18 protein-coding genes and 1 pseudogene are annotated in these 20,620 nt (G+C 44.1%); 13 read left to right on the top strand and 6 right to left on the bottom strand.

The genetic code is table 11. From position 1 onward, the window contains the following. Positions 1 to 23: 23 nt before the first annotated feature. The 13 genes from K339_RS0113840 to K339_RS33640 all read left to right on the top strand — a co-directional run bounded on the left by K339_RS0113840 (position 24) and on the right by K339_RS33640 (position 15,525). Positions 24 to 1,247 (top strand): OmpA family protein, encoded by a 1,224-nt coding sequence (locus K339_RS0113840; protein ID WP_037300343.1) that lies wholly within the window; start codon positions 24 to 26, stop codon positions 1,245 to 1,247. 101 nt (positions 1,248 to 1,348) lie between these two features. Next, on the top strand, positions 1,349 to 2,017 hold the full coding sequence (locus K339_RS0113845; RefSeq protein WP_028524129.1) for a CBS domain-containing protein: 669 nt from the start codon (positions 1,349 to 1,351) through the stop codon (positions 2,015 to 2,017). Between the two features lie 50 nt (positions 2,018 to 2,067). After that, complete coding sequence (locus K339_RS0113850; RefSeq protein WP_028524130.1) at positions 2,068 to 2,943, top strand: NAD kinase; 876 nt, start codon at positions 2,068 to 2,070, stop codon at positions 2,941 to 2,943. Between the two features lie 87 nt (positions 2,944 to 3,030). Further along, on the top strand, positions 3,031 to 4,029 hold the full coding sequence (locus K339_RS0113855) for a DUF6089 family protein (protein WP_037300346.1): 999 nt from the start codon (positions 3,031 to 3,033) through the stop codon (positions 4,027 to 4,029). A 53-nt stretch (positions 4,030 to 4,082) separates the two neighbouring features. Continuing rightward, positions 4,083 to 4,772 (top strand): type IX secretion system protein PorG, encoded by a 690-nt coding sequence (gene porG / locus K339_RS0113860; protein WP_028524132.1) that lies wholly within the window; start codon positions 4,083 to 4,085, stop codon positions 4,770 to 4,772. A gap of 57 nt (positions 4,773 to 4,829) precedes the next feature. After that, positions 4,830 to 5,840: a dipeptide epimerase gene (locus K339_RS0113865; protein ID WP_028524133.1), complete on the top strand. Its 1,011-nt coding sequence runs from the start codon at positions 4,830 to 4,832 to the stop codon at positions 5,838 to 5,840. An 18-nt stretch (positions 5,841 to 5,858) separates the two neighbouring features. After that, the gene (locus K339_RS0113870) at positions 5,859 to 6,941 is read left to right on the top strand and encodes an aminotransferase class I/II-fold pyridoxal phosphate-dependent enzyme (protein ID WP_028524134.1); all 1,083 of its coding nucleotides are present in this window, start codon (positions 5,859 to 5,861) and stop codon (positions 6,939 to 6,941) included. A gap of 123 nt (positions 6,942 to 7,064) precedes the next feature. Next, the gene (locus K339_RS0113875; protein WP_028524135.1) at positions 7,065 to 7,763 is read left to right on the top strand and encodes a DUF2306 domain-containing protein; all 699 of its coding nucleotides are present in this window, start codon (positions 7,065 to 7,067) and stop codon (positions 7,761 to 7,763) included. Between the two features lie 78 nt (positions 7,764 to 7,841). Further along, a complete protein-coding gene (locus K339_RS0113880) occupies positions 7,842 to 8,312 on the top strand; it encodes a MarR family winged helix-turn-helix transcriptional regulator (protein ID WP_028524136.1) in 471 nt (156 codons plus the stop codon). A 404-nt stretch (positions 8,313 to 8,716) separates the two neighbouring features. Continuing rightward, entirely contained in the window at positions 8,717 to 9,367 is a 651-nt protein-coding gene (locus K339_RS33635) for a TetR/AcrR family transcriptional regulator (RefSeq protein ID WP_037300348.1), read from the top strand. Positions 9,368 to 9,418: 51 nt separating this feature from the next. Beyond that, a complete protein-coding gene (locus tag K339_RS0113890; RefSeq protein ID WP_028524137.1) occupies positions 9,419 to 10,774 on the top strand; it encodes a TolC family protein in 1,356 nt (451 codons plus the stop codon). A gap of 17 nt (positions 10,775 to 10,791) precedes the next feature. Beyond that, positions 10,792 to 11,979, top strand: a complete 1,188-nt coding sequence (locus K339_RS0113895) for an efflux RND transporter periplasmic adaptor subunit (RefSeq protein ID WP_051398001.1) — start codon at positions 10,792 to 10,794, stop codon at positions 11,977 to 11,979. 87 nt (positions 11,980 to 12,066) lie between these two features. Next, positions 12,067 to 15,525: an efflux RND transporter permease subunit gene (locus K339_RS33640; protein ID WP_084332206.1), complete on the top strand. Its 3,459-nt coding sequence runs from the start codon at positions 12,067 to 12,069 to the stop codon at positions 15,523 to 15,525. 82 nt (positions 15,526 to 15,607) lie between these two features. Here the strand turns inward: K339_RS33640 and msrB are convergent, their stop codons facing one another. From msrB to K339_RS0113925, 6 genes and pseudogenes are all read right to left on the bottom strand, one after another. Then, the gene (gene msrB, locus K339_RS0113905; protein WP_028524139.1) at positions 15,608 to 16,117 is read right to left on the bottom strand and encodes a peptide-methionine (R)-S-oxide reductase MsrB; all 510 of its coding nucleotides are present in this window, start codon (positions 16,115 to 16,117) and stop codon (positions 15,608 to 15,610) included. 16 nt (positions 16,118 to 16,133) lie between these two features. Then, positions 16,134 to 16,496 (bottom strand): annotated as a pseudogene (locus K339_RS37880) (DUF5615 family PIN-like protein). Position 16,497: 1 nt separating this feature from the next. Then, positions 16,498 to 16,725 carry a DUF433 domain-containing protein gene (locus K339_RS0113910; protein WP_028524140.1) on the bottom strand — a complete coding sequence of 76 codons (228 nt, stop codon included), beginning with the start codon at positions 16,723 to 16,725 and terminating at the stop codon, positions 16,498 to 16,500. A 115-nt stretch (positions 16,726 to 16,840) separates the two neighbouring features. Continuing rightward, positions 16,841 to 18,550, bottom strand: coding sequence for an alpha/beta hydrolase (locus K339_RS0113915; protein WP_028524141.1), 1,710 nt, complete (start codon positions 18,548 to 18,550; stop codon positions 16,841 to 16,843). 4 nt (positions 18,551 to 18,554) lie between these two features. Further along, positions 18,555 to 19,550, bottom strand: a complete 996-nt coding sequence (locus tag K339_RS35960) for a glycosyltransferase family 2 protein (RefSeq protein ID WP_051398002.1) — start codon at positions 19,548 to 19,550, stop codon at positions 18,555 to 18,557. Positions 19,551 to 19,556: 6 nt separating this feature from the next. Next, positions 19,557 to 20,591: a hypothetical protein gene (locus K339_RS0113925; RefSeq protein ID WP_157607591.1), complete on the bottom strand. Its 1,035-nt coding sequence runs from the start codon at positions 20,589 to 20,591 to the stop codon at positions 19,557 to 19,559. Positions 20,592 to 20,620 lie beyond the last annotated feature (29 nt).

Genomic DNA, 20,620 nt, shown 5'->3' on the forward strand with positions numbered 1-20,620 from the left:
TAAAAAGAATCTTTGCTAAGACCATGAAACGACTACGCTACTCTTTTTTGTTATTTTTATGGGTTTCATTTGGGGCAATGGCTCAGAAAATTACCACGTTAAGCCCCTACGTTGAAGAACAATCGCAGCCCGAAGTGATACTCACTAAAGTGGAGCTGACCGATGACTACACGATATTGCATTTTAGGTTTGAGTTTGCACAACGCAATCCCACCCTTCGCGATTTTTTTGGCGAGCGTCAAGGAAATTTAGATAGAAATACGATTGAGGTGGATCCTAAAACTCGCTTGTACGAACCTAAAAATACAACGAAGAAGTTCAAATTTATCAAGGCAGTAGGGATTCCTGTAGCCCCAGAAACCCGCACGGTTTACCCAGGCGATGTGGTAAAATTTTCTGTTTACTACGAAAGGCTCGACCCTGGCATTGAGGTATTTGATATGTTTGAGGGAAAAGATTACGGAACAAAGCGGTTTTGGAATTACTTTGGCGTACACATTCGTAACCCAAGGAGAGTGCCGCCCAAACCCAAGCCTGAACCTAAAAAAGAAGAACCACCCGTTATTGCCAATACACCCACACCTGTGCCGCCAATTGAGAGCAAACCAGAAGCTCCCGTGGTCAAAGTGGTCACATTGCGGGGAACGGTGATAGATGCTAAAACGAAAAAACCTATTGCCGCAAAAATAAGCTACGTTGTTCCGAGCGAAGACAATGGGCTGGACTCGATGCAGTTGTCGGCGTCGTCGGGGAAATTTAAAATTAGTTTGGATGCGGGCAACAAGTACGCGTATGTGGCTGCTGCCAAAGGGTATTTTCCTGCCAGTGGTGCATTTGATTTGACCCAAGCTAAGGCAGGAGAGGAAGTTGCCAGCGAAATTGTGCTCAATCCCGTAGCGGTAGGAGAAAGCATCACGCTCAACAATATTTATTTTGATACGGGTAAGTATGATTTATTGCCTGCTTCTTCTTCTGAGCTTGACCGACTTGTTCAGCTCATGCGCGAAAATGTCAACATGGAAATTAGGGTGGAAGGCCATACCGACAATCTTGGTGATTTTGATAAAAATGTAGAATTGTCGCAAAACCGCGCCAATGCCGTGAAAAAGTATTTGGTAGCCAAAGGAATTGATTCCGCGCGGGTGGGGGCAAAAGGCTTGGGTTCTACCCGCCCTGTTTCCAAAGGAACATCCGAAGCAGAACGTCGCCGCAACCGTCGGGTTGAGTTTATTGTAGAGAAACTTTAAGCTAATATTGGTGCTCACTGGTACTGTTTGTAATAAATTCACTCAATATTTTTGGAAACTTTAAATAACTTTTCTAAGTTTTCCAAAAAATACACATCAACATGCTCGCTGAAGAACTTATTAACGCTACGACCCCCGTGTTACGACCGTATGATTCGGTAGGGCAGGCGGTTGACTTAATGGACGAGTATGGCCTACGTCAGTTGGCCTTGGTGGAAGAGGAAGTATATAAAGGCCTGCTCAGTGAGGACACGTTATTGAGTTTACCTGACGACGAAAAGCAGCTTTCGGACTTAAACCTTCCGCCCAACCCAGTTCATGCAACATCATTTCAACACATTTTTGAAGTAATGGGAATTGCTACTCATTACCAACTAGATACGGTTCCCGTACTGGACGAAGACAATTTGTACGCAGGTACGATTTTGGTAAGTGACATGATTTCTAAGTTTGCCAATTTGCTTGGGGTCCAAGAAAAAGGGGCGGTGGTTGTGCTTAAAATGGCCAACCGAGATTATTCATTGACCGAAATTAGCCGATTGGTCGAGTCCAATAGTACAAAAATTATTAGCAGCTTTTTTTCGGGAGCCGAATACGGCGCGCTTGATGAAGCCACGCTGACCTTGAAGCTAAATCGTACGGAAGTGTCGGCCGTAGTAGCCACCCTAGAGCGCTTCGGCTACACGGTAGAAAACGTCTTTGGCAATGCACCCGTGGAAAACCCTGACCGTCATCGTCTTGATTTATTGTTACGTTATTTAGAAACCTAATCGTATAAAGTTCTACCTTTGCGTCCTTACTTATTTGAGAAGCGATACCCATGAAAATCGCCATTCACGGACGTATTTTTACCACAGAAACGCAGCCTCACGTACAGGCTTTATTTGATATACTTCAACAAAAAGGGGTAGATTTCTCAATTTCTGCGTCCTTTTATACGCATCTTCTTCAAGCAGGAGTAGAGCCACATACGCCCAAAACGTACCCCCATCCGCACGGGGCACCCGATGCTGATTTTATTTTTAGCATAGGTGGTGATGGTACGTTGCTGGAGTCTGTTATGCAGTCTCGTTCGCGCCAAATACCTATTTTGGGGATAAATACGGGGCGTCTAGGCTTTCTAGCAACGGTTTCCCCTGAGTGTATTCCTGCCCAATTAGCAGCGCTTTTTGAAGGAAATTACCAGATCGAAGAGCGGGCATTGGTTAGTGTAAATTCAGACAATGATTTATTTGAAGATTATAACTTTGCCCTGAACGATTTTACCATTACAAAAACCGATACTTCGTCGATGATTACCATTCATGCGTACTTAGACGGGGAGTTTTTAAATTCGTATTGGGCAGATGGTCTTATCGTTTCTACTCCTACGGGCTCGACGGGTTATTCATTGAGCTGCGGAGGGCCTGTTGTCTTACCAACCAATGATGTTTTTGTCATCACTCCCATTAGTCCGCATAACCTGAACGTTCGCCCCATGATTATTCCCGATGGGAGCCAATTGACTTTTCGGGTAGAAAGCCGTAGTAATAATTTCCTTGTTTCGCTAGATTCGCGGTTTCGGATTGTGGATTCTACCATTGCTTTGACCGTAAAAAAAGCCGTTTTTAAAGCGCGACTTGTCAAGTTTAAACAAGACAATTTTGTCCAAACCCTACGTACAAAACTACATTGGGGGTTAGATGCCCGCAATTAATCTTAGGCGCGATTTTTGCGGGGATATTCAATAAAAAGATTCATTTTTGCGTTGAACACAAAGTCACGCATCAATCCAGTAAAGCGAATGAATTATAAGATAATTGTCGGAATCGTGTTGTTTACGCTGTTTGTGACGCTCCAATCGGAGGCACAACGCCGTCGTCGAACGCCATTTGAGCAGTACTCTACCGTGAGTTTTGGGGCGGGGACGTCTAGCTATGCAGGTGATTTGGCACCCTATCGAAGCCCAGTGAATACCTTATTTAAGACTATGCGTTGGAACATCAATGCTGCTTATACCAAGCATTATACCCCGCATTTGGCAGCGCGTTTTGGGTTTACGTGGGCACAAATTTTTAGTGATGATGAGTATTATAACCGCGGAGGTACGCCGTTTTCAGGTTCTTATGTTCGGAACTTGCATTTTCGTAACAACCTTAAAGAATTTAGCTTAGTCGGTATTTACAAATTTTGGGGAGATGGGCGTAGCCCCAATCGTCGCGCAAAGTTTACCCCCTATATTTTTGCAGGGATTGCTTTATTGGCGCATAATCCGAAAGCAATGGTTCCTGATTCAACATCTTATGATCGTTATCCTAAAAACAAACGTTGGATTGCGCTTCAACCACTTGGAACGGAAGGTCAGGGCCAGCCAGGTTTTGAGAAACCTTACTCATTGGTAACATATTCTATTCCTCTGGGATTGGGCTTTACTTGGAAAATCAATGACCTGTGGAATGTTGGGGTAGAAGGTGGCTTTCGTTTTTCTGGGTCAGATTTTTTGGATGATGCAAGTGGTTTTTATCCAAATCCTGACATTCTTAAAAATGACATGGCACGGGCAATGTCAAACCGAACTTTGGAACCAATTGCCGCACGCACTGGGCGTGATAGAACCTCTACGGTAGCACAAATAGTAGATCCGAATAATCCGACCGCTAATCCATTTGCGGGAGGGCCTTTGGGCGGTTGGCAACAGGGAGATCCTAGAGGAAACCCTGCTCGAAAAGACACCTACATGCTTTCTAGCATCACAGTAACCTATGTGTTACCAACTAAAATTAAATGCCCGCCGATTCGTTAAGTCATTGGACTTCGATAAAATTAGCAAGGGCAAAAACCAAGAATTCATCATACGTGAATAGCAAACTGCAAACTTATGTTATCGGCTTCCTTTTGGGAGCCTTTTCTTTACAGGCCGAAGCTCAACGGTGGAATGTTGGCGCTGGACTAGGAGGGTTTAATTACAAAGGAGACTATGCGCCTTTTTTTAATCCTAAAAACTATTTGCCTGGAGGCCATGCTTTTGTGCGTTACAATGTGTCGCCAGCAGTTTCGTTGCGACTCGGTGGAAATATGGGCATCATTGGGGCAAAAGACAGTCGCTCGTCTGATCCTTTTAACCAAGCCCGTAATGGTTCTTTTCGCTCTAGGGTAACTGAAGGAGACTTAATTCTTGAGTATAACTTCCTGAATTACTCACAACGTCGCAAAGATGTGAATTGGACACCTTATCTGATGGGGGGATTGGGTTTTTACAAATTCAAACCGCGTACCAAAACAGCCGATTATAAAACGACCCAAATGAATATCCCGTTTGGAGCGGGAGTGAAATGGGAGTTCAAACGCCCGTGGAGCTTAGAGTTCGAGTTTGGTACCAGGGTTCTCTTTACTGATTATTTGGACGATTTGGGAGATAATGTGCCTCTGGGTCAAAAAATCCAACTTGGTAATCCAACTACCCGCGATAAATTTTACTACACGTCAATTACCCTGAGTTATACGTTTTACAGTATTATTTGTCCACCAGGGTTTTCAAACGACTAATCAGTGGAGAGAGGAGAGAAAAGATGTACTTTTGTCTCCTCTTTTGTTTTTAAAGATATGCAGTTACACTTTCATCGCTTCGATTTACGACTTCGTCACACCTTTACCATTGCACACGACTCCCGTGACGTTCAGCCTACGCTCATTGTAGAACTACGCGAAGGAAATTTTCGCGGTTTTGGAGAGGCTACTTCCAACAAATACTACGGTATCACGATTGACGGAATGGTTGACCGCCTGGAGCAAATACGAAATGTGATTGAAAACGACAACCTAACGTCTCCCGAGGAGTTTTGGCAGTTGACAAACCAATACCTGCACGATATTCCGTTTGCGCAGTGTGCGCTTGATGAAGCCGCTAACGACCTTTGGGCCAAAAAACAAGGTAAAAAGCTCTACGATGCCTGGGGGCTTTCAGCCGATGCAATACCGATTACCGATTATACGATTGGGATTGATACCATTGATAAAATGGTGGCGAAAATGAAAGAATTTCCGTGGCCATTGTACAAAATTAAATTGGGTACGACCGAAGATTTGGACATCATTAGAACCCTACGGAGCCACACCGATGCAGTGTTTCGAGTAGATGCGAACTGCGCTTGGACGGCGAAGCAAGCCATTGAGTATAGTCACGAATTGAAAGCACTCGGCGTGGAGTTTATTGAGCAGCCGTTGAAAGCGGACGATTGGACGGGCATGAAACAAGTTTATGCCGAAAGTGCCTTGCCTTGCATTGCCGACGAAAGTTGCATTGTAGAAGCAGATGTGGCCAAATGCGCGGGTTACTTTCACGGAGTAAATGTGAAACTGACCAAATGCGGTGGCCTTACGCCCGCACGGCGTATGCTGGCCGAAGCCAAAGCCCTTGGCCTAAAAACGATGGTAGGCTGTATGAACGAAAGTAGCGTAGGAATTTCGGCCATTGCGCACTTGTTGCCGATGCTCGACTACGTGGATATGGATGGTACGTTGCTTATTGCCAATGACCCCGCAACGGGCGTGCAATTTGATTTTGGAAAAATTATCTTTGCCACCGAAAACGGTACGGGCGCACAATTGCATTAACACCAACGTTGACTTGTTTTGAATTCGGCTAGTTATCACCAAATTACCCACTTGCCTAATCGGACGATTGAGCTAGATGGCCAAACTTACTTGTACTTTAGCGGTACGGCTTATCTAGGTCTGCCGCAAAATCCCGCTTTTCAAGCCTTGATTCAAGAAGGGTTACACGCGTACGGAAGTGTATATGGCAGCTCACGCAACGGAAATTTGCAATTGCGTATCTACGAACAAGCGGAGGCTAAATTAGCGGCTTGGACGGGTTCGGAGGCGGCTCTAACGTTGTCGTCGGGGATGTTGGCAGGGCAGGCAGCGATTCGACAGTTGATGTTAGATGGGTATGAGTTTGTCTATTCACCCGACGTTCACCCTGCGGTGTGGCATGTACCTCAGGTGTCGATTCCAGCAGTGAGTTTTGAGGATTGGGTGGAAAACTTAGTAAAATCATCGTCTTTTCAGGATACTGCTAAAGTATGCTTAGTTACTAATTCCGTGGATGCTTTACGCGGGAAATTATATGCGTTTGACTGGATAAAGCGCCTTCCTGAAACCCGTGAGTGGGTCTTGCTCGTTGACGATTCGCACGGATTGGGGGTGATAGGTGAAGAGGGGAAAGGTATTTGGGGGCAAATTCCGTCGGTCTCACACGTTCGGGTTATTGTCACTGCTTCACTAGCCAAAGCGATGGGGTTGCCTGGTGGTGTGCTATTTTCGGATAAAAATACGCTGCAAAAAATTCGTTCGACGGCTTATTTTGGCGGATGCTCACCCATTGCTCCTAATCATCTGTACGCGTATTTACACGCCACTGACCTGTATGCCGAGGCATATCAACGTTTGGCGTATAATGTCCGTCAATGTGCTGCACAACTTGCTCCTTTGGGGCTTTTTAATGCTTCTAACGCGTTATTCCCAGTGTTTTACACACCTCACGACGACTTGTATCCATTTTTGCTTCAGCGAGGTATTTTTGTGTATAGTTTTGCTTATCCCAAGCCAACCGACAGGGCCAATACCCGCATTGTATTGAGCGCTTGGCATACCGACGAAGACATTGAAACCTTGGTAGAAGCTTGTCGTGCGTTTACGGACACTAGACGCTAATTTCTTCATTCTTTTGGGATGACACTTCACGCTCAAGATGCGACGCTTCGTCGTGTTTTGCTACCCTTGTGCCTGATTTTGTACGAGTTTTGGTTCATCAATCAACCAATAACCAGTCAGGCCATGAAAACTTTTTTCCTTATCACGCACATTGCTTTCGGTTTTTTAGCCCTCGGCGTGGGTATTATACCGATGTTGTCCAAAAAAGGCAATACCCTTCACAATCGAACGGGATTGGTGTATTATTGGTCGATGGTCATCGTGGCGTTTTCTTCGTTGGGTTTGGTTTTAGTAAGCCCGTTTACAGATGGACGCTTGTTTTTGACAGGTATCGCTGTTTTTAGCTTTTACATGTGTTTTACGGGAAAAAGAGCTTTGCAACAACGTGGAAGCGAGCCCGTTCGGTGGTATGATTGGGCGATTTCGCCGGTCATGGGAGCGGCGTCATTGATAATGATGTTCTATGGTTTGTACTTTGTGCAGCGCTCATTTCAAACGGGGCAATTTTCATCGATGAGTATATTATTTTTAGCATTTGGCTTTTTTAGCGGTACCAATGCGTTGTACGATATTCGAAAGTACCTTGCTCCCGAAAAAGCAAAGTACGGTGCCAAAGAGTGGTTTTTTATTCACATTGAACGGATGGGTGGGTCGTACATTGCTACTTTTACCGCGTTTGCGTTAGTCAATATCCGCTATATTTTTCCCGAAGCGCCTCAAGCAGTCTATATTGCCACTTGGATTATGCCAGGTCTGATTGGTGGGTTATTTATTGGCCGTGCCGTTCGTAAGTACGCTACTAAATTTCATTTGGCAGTATAATAAAAATAGTATGCAAGCCTACTACGTTAAAGATTAACTTCTATATTTGCCTAAACTGATACCAACTCACAATAGGCAATGCGCAAGGAAAAAACGGTGGATTTTCATATTAAATGGGCTTGGCACGCCATTTCGAGAATGTACAATACCTATGCGTCTCGTCGCTACGACATGACGATGGCCATTGGATATGTACTGCTAAATATTGACCTCGATCACGGGACGCCTGCTACCAAGATTGGACCGTCGATTGGAATGGAACCCCGCAGTCTGACTCGCACTCTGAAAGCGCTCGAAGAACGCGGCTGGATTCGTCGAGAAACGGACGAAACGGATAAGCGTTTTGTGAAAGTGTTTTTGACCGATGTGGGCAAGCGCAAACGCGAACAAGCCCGCGAAGGTGTTATTTCGTTTAATACGATGCTGCGCGACCAAATTCCTTTGGACAAGTTGGTTGTGTTTTTTGACGTAATCAAAGAAATCAATCGGTTGGTTGAAGAAGAAAATAATAAGCTCAAGGCGGAAAATCTCCTAAGCGAAGAATTGTAAACGCAGGTTTATCCTTATTTTCTTCCCTTTCGTCCTTGTTTTTACCCACTTTACGTAGTTTTTGTACACTACCGTAAAGTGGGTTTTTACTTTTGTAGCGGTTGATTTTTCAGGACATCATCCAATTTTTGAAAAACAGCTACGGTTAAATTTATTATTTAAAAAGTACAAAATTTGTTTTTTGTGTACCACCTCAAAATTTCATAAAAAAAAGTTAACCCTACTGACATAGGGTTGTCACTAGCGCCCATTTATTTTGTATTATAGATAATAATCAACTTACTAGATACTTAACACTTAGCTAATCGTTGTGAATAATTATAAAAAAAACGCAGGAAACTTTGAACTTTCATTGAGTTTCCGAAGTTTCGTATAAAAAAAGTGAAAAACTAAGTACAGTAAGAGTGAGAGAAAGAATCTTAGATAAAGCCCAAGAATTGTTTTTTCGTTACGGGGTAAAAAGCGTAACGATGGACGACATTGCAAGGGAATTGGGCATTTCTAAAAAAACCATTTATCAGCATTTTGAAGATAAAAACGCAATGGTGTATGCAGGAGTTGAGCACCATTTTGCTTGTGATCGCGACATCGCCGAACAAATGCAAAATGAAGCACCTGACCCAATTGCTGAGATGGTAATGACTTCTGAAATGATGCGCCAAACGATGGCGGGAATGAACCCGACAGCCATTTTTGACATCAAGAGGTATTACCCACAAGCGTGGGATTTATTCTCTAAGTATAAAAAAGAATTTATTCTGGAGATGGTCAGGAAAAACCTTTTGAAAGGCATCGAAATGGGCTTGTACCGTTCCACCGTCAACGTAGAGGTAATGTCGCGCTTGAGACTCGAACAGGTAGAAATGGGGCTAGACCCGTACCTCTTTCCACTGGGGCAATTTAACCCACTGGATACGCAATTGGAACTGCTCGACCACTTTTTACGCGGAATTGTGACCATTGAAGGACTAAATCTGTATGAGAAATATATAACCAAACAGCTTTCAACGCCTATATCCACCATGGCATTTTTTAGCCAAAAGAATACCTATTAACAGCTCATTTTTTTTTACAACCCCACAATTTTATAATCAACACTTTACTATATGCCACAATTTCGACCGCAATGGAAATGGCTGGTACTGCTCATGCTACCACTGTTTCCGACGTACAGCCAAACGCGTTATTCACTTCAGGAAGCCATTCAGTACGGACTAACGCACAATATCAATGTCAAAAATACCCAAACTGACGCCCAAAGCGCCGAATCTCGCATTGGCGAAATCAGATCAGTGGGGTTGCCACAAGTGAGTGCTTCCGTCAACATTTTGGACAATTTGATTATCCAAAAGGCAATTTTACCAGCCGCCTTTGTTGGTGGTTCACCAGATGATCCTCCAGTTGCGATTCCTTTTGGAGTAAAATACTCAGGTACTGCCGCTGCACAATTGAACCAAATCATTTTTAATGCACAATGGTTGCTTGGTCTAAAAGCAGCCCAAGCGTATCGTGAATTGGCGGTTAAAAACGTAACGCAATCAAAGATTCAAGTAGCGGAAAATGTCTCGAAAGCCTATTACAGTGTGTTAGTAGCGGAAGAAAGAGCCAAACTTTTGGACTTGAATATTCAGCGTTTGGACAGCCTCACCCGTGAGATGAGCGCCATGAACCAAAAAGGTTTTGTAGAAAAATTGGATGTTGATCGTTTAGAAGTATCACTCAACAACCTGAAAACAGAACGCTCAAAAGTGCAAAACCTAGTGGACTTGAGTTATTACATGCTCAAGTTCCAGATGGGAATGAAACTCGACGATACTATCGTACTGACCGACCGTATCAACGAGAACGAAGTAGCTCGCATCGAAACAGAGGTGAAGGCAGATAATAATGCTTCTTTTAGCTACGACCAACGCATTGACTACTCCATTCTCAAAAGCAACTTGTTATTATCCGAAATGGATGTGGAAAATAACAAGCGGGGGTATTATCCTACCGTGGCGGCGTTTGCGGGTTATGGATACAATACTGGTCGTAACAAGTTTTCGCAACTCTTTACTTCACCTTGGTTCAACAATGCAAACATTGGTTTGAGCGTCAACATCCCTGTCTTTGATGGATTTGCGAAGAAGTACAAAATCCAACAAGCCAAGTTTACGGTGGACAAAGTAAAACAAAGCATGAGCTTGGTTGAGCAGTCGATTGATTTACAGATTCGTAGCGCCAATATTACCATTGTCAATGGCCTCGAAACCTTGAAGAGCCAAAAACGTAATTTGGATTTGGCCCAAGAAGTGGTGCGGGTTTCTAAAATCAAATACCAATCGGGAACGGGTTCAAACATTGAGGTTATCAACGCCGAGTCGGCCTTGAAAGAAGCTCAAACCAACTATTTCGCGTCGTTGTATGATTTGCTACTTGCCAAAATCGACCTCGACAAAGCAAAAGGAAAATTATCCTTCTAATCTTTAAAAACTTTATTATGAGTACGTTGACAACATATACTACCAATAAAAACACTCCTTTCAAAACAGGGCTCCGCGCGGGTGTAGCGGTGCTGTTCCTTTCGGTTTTTGTGACTGCTTGTGGTGGCGGAAAAACAGATAATTCGTTGGCAGGTAAAAAAGAAGAACTGGCCAAATTGAAAGCGGAGTCAAAGACATTGACCGAAAAAATTGCCAAGTTGGATGCCGAAATTAAGGCAGCTGACCCAAGCATGAAAGCGGCAGAGAAAGTGTTTCCTGTGATTACAGAAGCGCTTCAAACGCGTAGCTTCAAAAGCTTTATCGAAATTCAAGGAACGGTTGAAACCAAAAATACGGCAACAGCTACGCCTCGTATGGCGGGTACTTATACCACGGTTTATGTAAAAGAAGGGCAAACGGTGAAAGCGGGCCAGTTGTTGGCTAAAATTGACAACGCTATTTTGCGCGATCAGATTGCGGCTTTGAAACAGCAAATGGAATTGGCAAATGTTGTTTTTGAAAAACAAAAAGGACTTTGGGACCAAAAAATTGGAACAGAAATCCAGTATTTGCAAGCCAAAAACAACAAAGAAGCGTTGGAGAAAAACTTGGCCGTTCTCGAAACACAAGTGGATTTGTACAACGTTTATGCCCCCATCAGTGGTGCAGTGGAGCGTGTGATGGCCAAAACGGGTGAAGTGGCTGCGCCAGGCATGCCATTGGCAAGCATCGTGAATTTGGGAAGCCTCAAAGCAACGGCCAACGTGCCTGACGTCTATATCAGCCACATCAAAATGGGCGATGCTGTAAAGGTGGTGTTGCCTGATTTGAACCGTGAAATCAACGCCCGCGTGACGTTTATTAGCAAGTTGGTAAACCCAGCTAACCGTACCTTCAAAATCGAAGTAGCGATTCCAACCAGTGCCGACATTAAGCCAAACATGCTTTCGGTGTTGAATATCGCGGATATCAACAAGGCGAACGTATTGGTCATCAAGCAGAACTATATTCAGAGTACTGAGTTTGGCGATGTGGTATATGTAGCAACTACCGAAGGCAACAAAAAAGTAGCCAAAGGGCGTAAGGTCAAAATGGGGGTAGCTTACAACGGTGACGTCGAAATTTTGGATGGACTCCAAGCAGGCGATTTAATCATCACAGACGGCTATCAAGACTTGGTCGATGGTCAGGCAATCAGTTTCTAAAAACTGTTAATTGTTATTCGTTAATGGTTAACCGTACTGAGGTTGGTAACCAATTAATTGACAACGATTAACCTAAACCGTAAGGTTATGACAACCCTAAAAGACTTCAAAGTGACGCGTTGGTGCTTAGAAAATAAAACCACCGTCTATCTTTTTACAGCTATAATTTCACTAGCGGGTTTGTTCGTGTATTTCACGATGCCCAAAGAACAGTTTCCCGAAATCGCCGTTCCGACGGTTATTGTCTCGACGATTTATCCTGGCGCGAGCCCCTCGGATATTGAAACTGTTATTACCAAACCCATCGAAAAGCAAATCAAAGCGGCGAGTGGGGTAACAAAAATTAAATCAAACTCGATTCAAGACTTCTCGCTGATTACGGTAGAGTTTTCGACGGGAATCAAAGCGCAAGAAGCCAAACAACGCGTAGCGGATGCCGTTGACAAAGCGTTGGTGGACCTTCCGTCTGACCGTAAACAAGACCCTTCGGTGCAGGAGGTAAACTTCTCGGAGTTTCCGATTATGAACATCAACTTGGCGGGGAATTACTCGTTGAAAAAGTTGAAAGATTATGCCGAACAACTCAAAGACGAAATCGAGTCGTTGCCAGAAATTACGCGGGTGGACATCGTAGGAGCACTGGATCGCGAAATCCAAATCAACCTCGACTTGTACAAAATGCAGGCTGCGGGAGTATCGTTTTACGAAATTCAAAATGCGATTCAGGGCGAAAACATCAACGTATCGGGTGGTGAGCTAAACGTGGACAACGTACGCCGCAACTTGCGTGTAGTAGGGGAGTTCAAGGATGTTCGTCAATTGGAAAACATCATTGTTCGCTCTTCGACGGGTGCTACGCTTCGTTTGGCCGAACTGGCCGAAGTAAAAGATGGTTTTGCCGAAAAACAAAGCTATGCTAGTCTGGATGGTAAAACGGTAATTACGCTCAACGTCATCAAACGTGGAGGCGAAAACCTTATTTCGGCAGCGGATGAAATCAAGGCAATTTTGAAAAAATATGAAGAAACCAAGTTCCCAGATGGTTTGAAAGTAAGTTTGACCAACGATAGCTCAGAGCGTACCAAAGTGGAGCTGAACGACCTTCTCAACACCGTTATCTTGGGCTTTATCTTCGTGGTATTGGTATTGATGTTTTTCATGGGGGTTCAAGATGCGATTTTCGTAGGTCTATCTGTTCCACTATCTACCTTGGTAGCATTTGTGTTGTTCCCCGTCATTGCTTCGGCAACGGGTATTACGTTTACGCTTAATACGATTGTACTCTTTGCGTTTTTATTGGGACTCGGGATTGTGGTGGACGACGCGATTGTGGTGATTGAAAACGCCCACCGCGTTTATAACGACGACAAAAAACTGACCCGTACCGAAGCCATTTCGTATGCGGCTGGTGAGGTATTTATCCCAGTATTGTCGGGTACCCTGACGACCATCGCGCCGTTTTTGCCATTGCTGTTTTGGCCAGGTATTGTGGGTGAATTTATGAAATTCTTGCCATTGACGCTGATTATAACCTTGTTTGCGTCGTTGTTTGTGGCTTACGTAATGAACCCTGTTTTTGCCGCTTCTTCCCTAAAACGCGTTGAAGAACATGCCAGCGAGGACAAATCATTCAAGTCGATTCGCACCCCTTTGTTTGTGTTGCTAGGACTTGCGGCAGTAGGATATTTAATCAACTTTGGAATTGGTAACTTACTTTTATTCATTGCCATTCTATATGTATTTAACCACTACATTCTGACCCCAAAAATCATTGTTCCTTTCCAAGAAAACGTGTTCCCGCGTCTCAAAAACGGTTATCGTAAAGTGATTGCGTGGGTAATTACGGGTCGCCGCCCTTACGGTGTATTTGCGGGAGTGATTGGAATCTTGGTTGGCACATTTGTGTTGATGGGTGCTTTCCCTCCAAAATCGGTATTCTTCCCAAGTGGTGACCCTGATTTTGTGTATGTGTATTGCGTAATGCCCCAAGGAACGGATGCTTCTAAAACCAACGAGGTAATGAAGCAATTGGAAGACCGAGTCTATAGCGTAATCGGCAAAAATAGCCCAGCAGTAGCCTCAGTAATTACGAACGTTGGTATCAATGCGGGTGACCCTTTCAACCCTGACCGTACTGTTGTGCCACACAAAGGCAAAATTACGGTGGCTTTCAAGAGCGTAGAAGAACGCCTTCACCATGGAGTATCGACTTCCGACATTTTGGCGAAAGTTCGTGAAAAAGTAAAAGGAATTCCGGGTGCACAAGTGACGGCAGAGCCAGAAAGTAACGGGCCGCCAACAGGTAAGCCAGTGACGATTGAGATTGCTGGGGAAGACTTTGGCCAGTTGGTAGAAGTAACCGCAAAAGTAAAAAATGCCATCATCAAATCGGGTATTCAGGGTATTGAAGAGTTGAAATCGGATTTGGTGTTGAACAAACCTGAAATTGTGATTGACATCAACCGCGAGCAAGCAGCCCGTGAAGGTATCAGTACGGCGCAGATTGCGTTGCAAATTCGTGGGGCGTTGTTCGGAACTGAAGTGTCTAAATTCCGTGATGACAAGGATGATTATCCCATCATGGTGCGTTTGAAGGAAGGCGACCGTAACCAGATTGAGAAATTGTTGAGCATGAACGTGGTCTATCGCGATATGAACCTTGGTGGTGTGTTGCGTCAAGTTCCGTTGAGTACGTTGACTAACATTCGCTACGCAACGACTTACAGTGGTATCAACCGCAAAGACCAAGAGCGCGTAGTGACGTTATCGTCGGACGTACTTGGTGGGTTCAACGCCAACGAAGTAAACGTGCAAGTGCAAGAAGTGGTGGACGGCCTAGACCTTCCACAAGGCTATACGATTCGTTTGGGTGGGGAGCAAGAAGAACAAATGAAATCAATGCAATTCTTAGGAGTAGCGTTTTTGGGAGCTATCTTATTGATTTTCTTGATTTTGGTGACGCAGTTTAACTCCACCAGCAAGCCACTTATTATCTTCTTTACCGTGTTGTTTAGCTTGATTGGGGTGTTCCTTGGATTCATGCTTACGGGTAAAACCATGTCAATCATCATGACGGGGGTAGGTATCTTTGCTTTGGCGGGTATTGTGATCAAGAACGGTATCTTGTTGATTGAATTTACGGATGAGTTAAAAACCCGTGGCTACCCTACACGCCAAGCGTTGATTGAAGCGGGTGCCGCTCGTTTGACGCCCGTATTGTTGACGGCCTCAGCTTGTATTTTGGGCTTGATTCCGTTGGCATTGGGGATGAACATCAACTTTGTAACGTTGTTCACCGAGTTTAATCCACAAATTTTTATCGGTGGTTTCAGTGCCTTGTTCTGGGGGCCATTGGCATATACCATTATCTACGGTTTGTTGTTCAGTACTACTCTTACATTGATTGTAGTTCCAACCATGTACTGGATTGTGGAGCGTTTGAAATTCCGTTTGGGCAAAAAACCAGCCGAAGAAGCGGTTTATGTTTTCAATAATGGTACCTCAAACGGCAACGGCCACCACGTAGAAGAAGAAGTAGAACATTAATTATTTTGAAGGTTTAGAGAAGCTTGTTAAGAAAAAAGCCGTTCCGCTGGAGCGGCTTTTTTTGTGGGTTTGAGTCGCTATATCAGTGTTTTTTTGAAGCCATTTGTACAAACTTCAGCGCCAACGAGTTCATACAATAACGCTGTCGAGTAGGCGCAGGGCCATCGTAAAAAAGATGCCCTAAATGCCCATTGCACCGCCTACACCGCACTTCAATGCGTTCTTCTCGCTCCGAAAAATCACGTTTGAACAAAAGACAATTGGGCGTAGCGGGTTGCCAAAAACTTGGCCAACCCGTACCACTTTCGTATTTTTGGGCCGAATAAAAAAGTAACTTACCACAGGCGGCGCAGTGATAGTTGCCTTCTCCTTTAAAATCATGGTATTCGTTGGTAAAAGGAGCTTCGGTAGAGCCTTCCCGCGTGACAGTGTAAACGCCGTCGTCCAGAACTTCTTCCCAAACACTGTTTGGTATCCGTACTTCTGTGGTATCCGTCAACGAAAAATAGGGGTTGTGTTTGGGGGTGTTATTGGCACGCTGGCAACTGCTATTTATCACTAATACTAGCAACCCTATCCAACTTAGTTTCATGCGGATTTATGATGATTTACTCTGGAAGTTTGTAGATACTAACACTACGACCTAGTTCGAGATAAAAAGAATCGTCTTCGTTCAACTTTCTGATGAGAAGTAAATGCTGTTCAAACACAGTAAGCAATTCTTGGTTGGAGATGTTGCCTAAAATTATACGAATTAATTTGCGGGGAGTATGCTGAAGAAAAAAGGAGTTGCGAAAATCTTCATCTTTTGTGACAACAATTAAACCATTATTATCAGCAAATTGACAAATTACTGAATCTTTGGTGTGTCACTTATTTTCTAATGAGTTGACATGAAATGACTCAAAACCGTTGTTCGATAAAAATTTGACAAGCTTAAAGGGGATATGTACATCACAAATAAATTTCATTTTAGGCAGCCTCTCTAAGTGAACGTCCAGATACTAAAACTTTGGCATAACTAAGACAAGCAAGTATATCTTCTCGTTCTAATTCGGGATGGTCTTCTAAAATATCGTCAAAAGACATTCCTGCTCCTAACATATCTATAATAACTTCAACAGGCCACCGCATACCCCGTACACAAGGTTTCCCATGACAAACTTCAGGATCAATCGTAATTCTTTCAAGATAGTGCATAGTATAACTGTTTGTAGTGCAAGTTAGCAACAACCGATTGGATAAACAATTGTGAATCACTGATACCGGTCGTTCTTTTAGTAAGCAACAATACCAGTATCAGTGGAGTATAATCTCAATACCGCCAACTCTTCAAATCGGCTCCTGCGGGTGCGCCTGCTTCAATACGCTTCAAGATTTTCGGAATGTACAGGGTATTATAACGAAGCCGCGATACGTAGTTGGGGACGTTGGGGTCGCCATTCCAGCAGTGTTCAAAGCGGTCGCCGTATTTTACTTCACCGTCGTAGTGCGGGTTCTTGGTTGTTTTTAAGAAATCTTCCATCAAGTACACGGCGTTGTTGAGGTAATAATTATCCATATCGCCGCAGTAGATGTGGATTTTTCCTTGCAGTTTTTTACCAACTGTTGCCCATTGGCGTTTGAGAATGTGCATCAAATCGTAGTTCTCTGACCAGTATTTCGCTACGCTATGGTCGATTTTACCCGTTTCTTTGTCCCAAATGGGCTTTGGATACCCATTTTCGCCCATGGGTGAGTAAGTGGCTTGCCAAATATCCCATTGGTCGCCCGAGCGCGAATTATCACCAATGGCCAGTTCGCGTTGGTTGATTTCTTCGATGGTGCATTTTACCTGACCTAGGTAATTGCGCATCCCTGGGCGTGCGGTTTTCTTGAAGTCGCTCGGCAAAAAGTACGCGTTTTCGTCTTTGTAAATATTAACAACCGTGTAGGCTTCAAAGGTAATAGGGTCGGGACAAGCCGCAAAACAGCCGTTAAACTCATCGGGATAAAACACTTGGGCCGCAAGAGCCTCCCAGCCTCCCGTGCTACCGCCGTAAAGAAAACGCGCCCAACCTTGTCCAATGCCTCTGAATTGTTTCTCAATTTCGGGAATCAACTCGTACATGATGGCGTCGCCGTATGGTCCCATATTGGCCGAGTTGACGGCGTACGAATCGTCATAGTAAGGGGTCGCGTGCTGGATTTCAACGATGAGCATTCGAGGGAAATCCTTGCTTGTCCATTGTTTGTAAAAATTGTAGGCTTCTTGCCAAACAAATTTTTTATACCCATATATCCCAAAACGAGCGATGTAATCGGTCGTGTCCATGTCGGCTGGGGGAGGTGTTTCTTTGAAGCCATCAAAGTCGGCGGGGAAGTGACCGTGGTTAATGCAAATGGGGTATTTTGCTTCGGGGTGTTCATCAAATCCATGCGGCAACAGTACGTGAGCCCCCAAATACATCGGCCGTCCCCAAAACTCAGTCAGAAGTTTACTTTGGATTTTGATGTGTTTGATGTACTTCGTGTCTTTGGGTTCAGGCAGTAACGGGTTTTCTTGGTCAAGTACAATTTTTACCACTTGTTTAGCCTTGGGGTCGTACTTGATTTTGAAGGGTTTTGAAAACAAGTTACCTGGAGCCGTGCGATAGTTTTGGCCTTCGCCTCGGTCCATCGGCAGTTTTACGGTATGACCCGTTTTAAGTTTAAACGTTTCGTATTTGTGCAAAAGCGCTTGTACCCAATATTCTCCCGCAGGAAAATCTTTGAGTGATTTGACAGGATAGCCATAAGCAGTGGCGCTTACCAAAGCAGGCTTGTCGGCTTGCCAAGCATCCACGTTTTGTCCAAAAAGCTGCTGCGAGTTGGCTTCGTCACTCACCTGAAAACGTGGCTCAGATTTGTTGTCTTTTGCCAGAAAAAGCATCAAGCGCCCGTCGAAGGTACTTCCTTTTGATTTTGGGAAACTGACCGAAAATTGCGTTTGAGCTACGGTAACGTAGGCACAGAAAAGCAGTAGAAATAAAGGTACGGTTCTCATAAGTTTACTTTTTAAATACCCAGTGATAAAAACGTTTGTGAAATGAACGCTGGAGTTGAAGAAGCTTTACAGCCCACGTTGGCGGTAAGGCAAAAAGTAAAACACTCCACCCGAGTAAAATACAGCTTTTTCGTTCAATAGACAAGTAAAATGCTTCGCGTATCGCAGCCATACGCCCTTCACGTTCAAGGGTTAAGATACATTTTTCAACAAAATCATTATTTAACAACGTTTCGTTGAGCTTGACTAGCTGAGGGGTGGGTAAAATGGGGCGTAACCTTTGCCGAACTTCAATAAAACTGTTGACCATAACGATGCGGTTACGGGTCATACTGGTATGATGTAGGCGCATGAGCGGCAAGGTATTTGGCAAGTCTAAATAAGTAAATTGGACGTTTTTATAGCAGCACCGAATCCAAAACTCCCAGTCTTCGCAAGAGGGTAAATCTTCTGTAAAAAGCCCAGTTACTTTTTCTATTGTCGTTCGCCGCATCACGGGCATGGGAGGCATAATGACGCACGAAATCACTAAAAATGGCAAAAGGTCAATGCCTGCCCCCGACTTATCGAGGGTCCAAGGGGTGCTTTTATGTTGGGGAGAAAAAATGAGCTCGGACGTGCCGTCATAAAAATAGCGTAAACCGCCATAGACAAGCTCAACCTCGGCATGTGTTTCCAAATACGCCGTATGGTGTTGAAGTTTGTCGGATTGTAATAAATCATCAGAGTCCAAAAACTGAATGTATTTCCCCGTTGTGGCCCGAATCCCCGTATTACGAGCAGCAGGAAGTCCCTGATTTTGCTGATAAACGTAACGAACACGGGGGTCGCTTTCTACAAATTTTTGTACAACCTCAGCACTATTGTCGGTTGAACCGTCATCCACAACGACGCACTCCCAATTTTGAAGTGTTTGATTTTGAAGACTTTCTAATGTTTCGGCAATAAACCGGCCGTAATTATAACAAGGGACAATGACTGAAACCAATGGTTGATTCATTGGGTATTAATTTTGAGATGGATACTGCAAATACGTAACATTTTCGAGGTAAAAACTCGGCAACAAATGACCAAAACTTTTGAAAACGGGCTGGTCTTGGCAACAAATTTTGTAGATACTCACAACCTCCGAACCAGCCAAATGAGCATAAAGCCCAACGCTACTGATGCACACATAGATAACAGGGTGCTGGCTTAGGGAAATTTGTTCGATAGAGTCAGAGGCACCTAGCGTGTGTAGGCTGGCCTTCCCAGCGACCTTTTGTTGCATAAAGGCTTCAATGGCCTGCAATGAGGCTTGCTCTTGAGCGGGGTGGAATTTTTGGTAAATACTGGTAAAACCGCGTTTAAGGGCATCGTTCACAATCACCTCAACCCACCGAAGGTAGGTGCTTGGCGTCAAACCATGATGGTCATAGATATTGTCATGAACAATAACGCATTGGTACTTTTCATCAGATTCAATCTTAGGAAAAGGCAAACCAACTACTTGGAGGTTAGTAAGCTTAGGGAATGAGTGTTGTGATACGCCAAATGCACCCAAATAGCGTCCCAATTGTGTCGTAAAAAAACTACGATTTGGACGGTTTCTTTGACCGAAATTAAGATAATAAAGTACCGAACGAAGCGGATTAAAGGGCTTCTGAATGTCCCAATCGGCGGGAGGTCGATAAGCCACTAGCCCTTCTTCAATATAATAATAGCCCTGACACATCGGATGCGTCACCATGAGGTGAAAAATACTGCTGTAGGCATGGGCAGCGTAGAGCGTAAAGGGTTGTTGCTGCGTTATTTTTTCAAGCCACTGGTCGAATTCCCTCACCTTGTTCCAAGATTTCCAAAAAGCGATTTGAACTGCAAACGAATCTATCGGATAATGAGAAAAAGGCAGTGGTATGGCTTGGTAGGTGCCGTCTGGAGGCAAGAAATTACGGCTAATGAGAAGTGTAACTGCTTCGACGGGAATCTTTTCGATGCGAATCACTTCCAGTGCCATAAAGTACGTGATTGGACTGTGGACGTTGAATAAATGTCGAGCCATGAAAATGGTAGCGCTTAGTCACAAAATAG

This window comes from Runella limosa DSM 17973 (assembly GCF_000482465.1).
GTDB lineage: Bacteria > Bacteroidota > Bacteroidia > Cytophagales > Spirosomataceae > Runella > Runella limosa.

Bases quoted from the DNA above. Each gene is read 5' to 3' on its own strand.
- K339_RS0113910 (WP_028524140.1), bottom strand. From the start codon at position 16,725: ATGCACTATCTTGAAAGAATTACGATTGATCCTGAAGTTTGTCATGGG.
- K339_RS0113865 (WP_028524133.1), top strand. From the start codon at position 4,830: ATGCAGTTACACTTTCATCGCTTCGATTTACGACTTCGTCACACCTTT.
- K339_RS33640 (WP_084332206.1), top strand. From the start codon at position 12,067: ATGACAACCCTAAAAGACTTCAAAGTGACGCGTTGGTGCTTAGAAAAT.
- K339_RS0113845 (WP_028524129.1), top strand. From the start codon at position 1,349: ATGCTCGCTGAAGAACTTATTAACGCTACGACCCCCGTGTTACGACCG.
- K339_RS0113855 (WP_037300346.1), top strand. From the start codon at position 3,031: ATGAATTATAAGATAATTGTCGGAATCGTGTTGTTTACGCTGTTTGTG.
- msrB (WP_028524139.1), bottom strand. From the start codon at position 16,117: ATGAAACTAAGTTGGATAGGGTTGCTAGTATTAGTGATAAATAGCAGT.
- K339_RS0113875 (WP_028524135.1), top strand. From the start codon at position 7,065: ATGAAAACTTTTTTCCTTATCACGCACATTGCTTTCGGTTTTTTAGCC.
- K339_RS0113895 (WP_051398001.1), top strand. From the start codon at position 10,792: ATGAGTACGTTGACAACATATACTACCAATAAAAACACTCCTTTCAAA.
- K339_RS0113880 (WP_028524136.1), top strand. From the start codon at position 7,842: ATGCGCAAGGAAAAAACGGTGGATTTTCATATTAAATGGGCTTGGCAC.
- K339_RS0113915 (WP_028524141.1), bottom strand. From the start codon at position 18,550: ATGAGAACCGTACCTTTATTTCTACTGCTTTTCTGTGCCTACGTTACC.
- K339_RS0113925 (WP_157607591.1), bottom strand. From the start codon at position 20,591: ATGGCTCGACATTTATTCAACGTCCACAGTCCAATCACGTACTTTATG.
- K339_RS0113890 (WP_028524137.1), top strand. From the start codon at position 9,419: ATGCCACAATTTCGACCGCAATGGAAATGGCTGGTACTGCTCATGCTA.
- K339_RS35960 (WP_051398002.1), bottom strand. From the start codon at position 19,550: ATGAATCAACCATTGGTTTCAGTCATTGTCCCTTGTTATAATTACGGC.
- K339_RS0113840 (WP_037300343.1), top strand. From the start codon at position 24: ATGAAACGACTACGCTACTCTTTTTTGTTATTTTTATGGGTTTCATTT.
- K339_RS0113850 (WP_028524130.1), top strand. From the start codon at position 2,068: ATGAAAATCGCCATTCACGGACGTATTTTTACCACAGAAACGCAGCCT.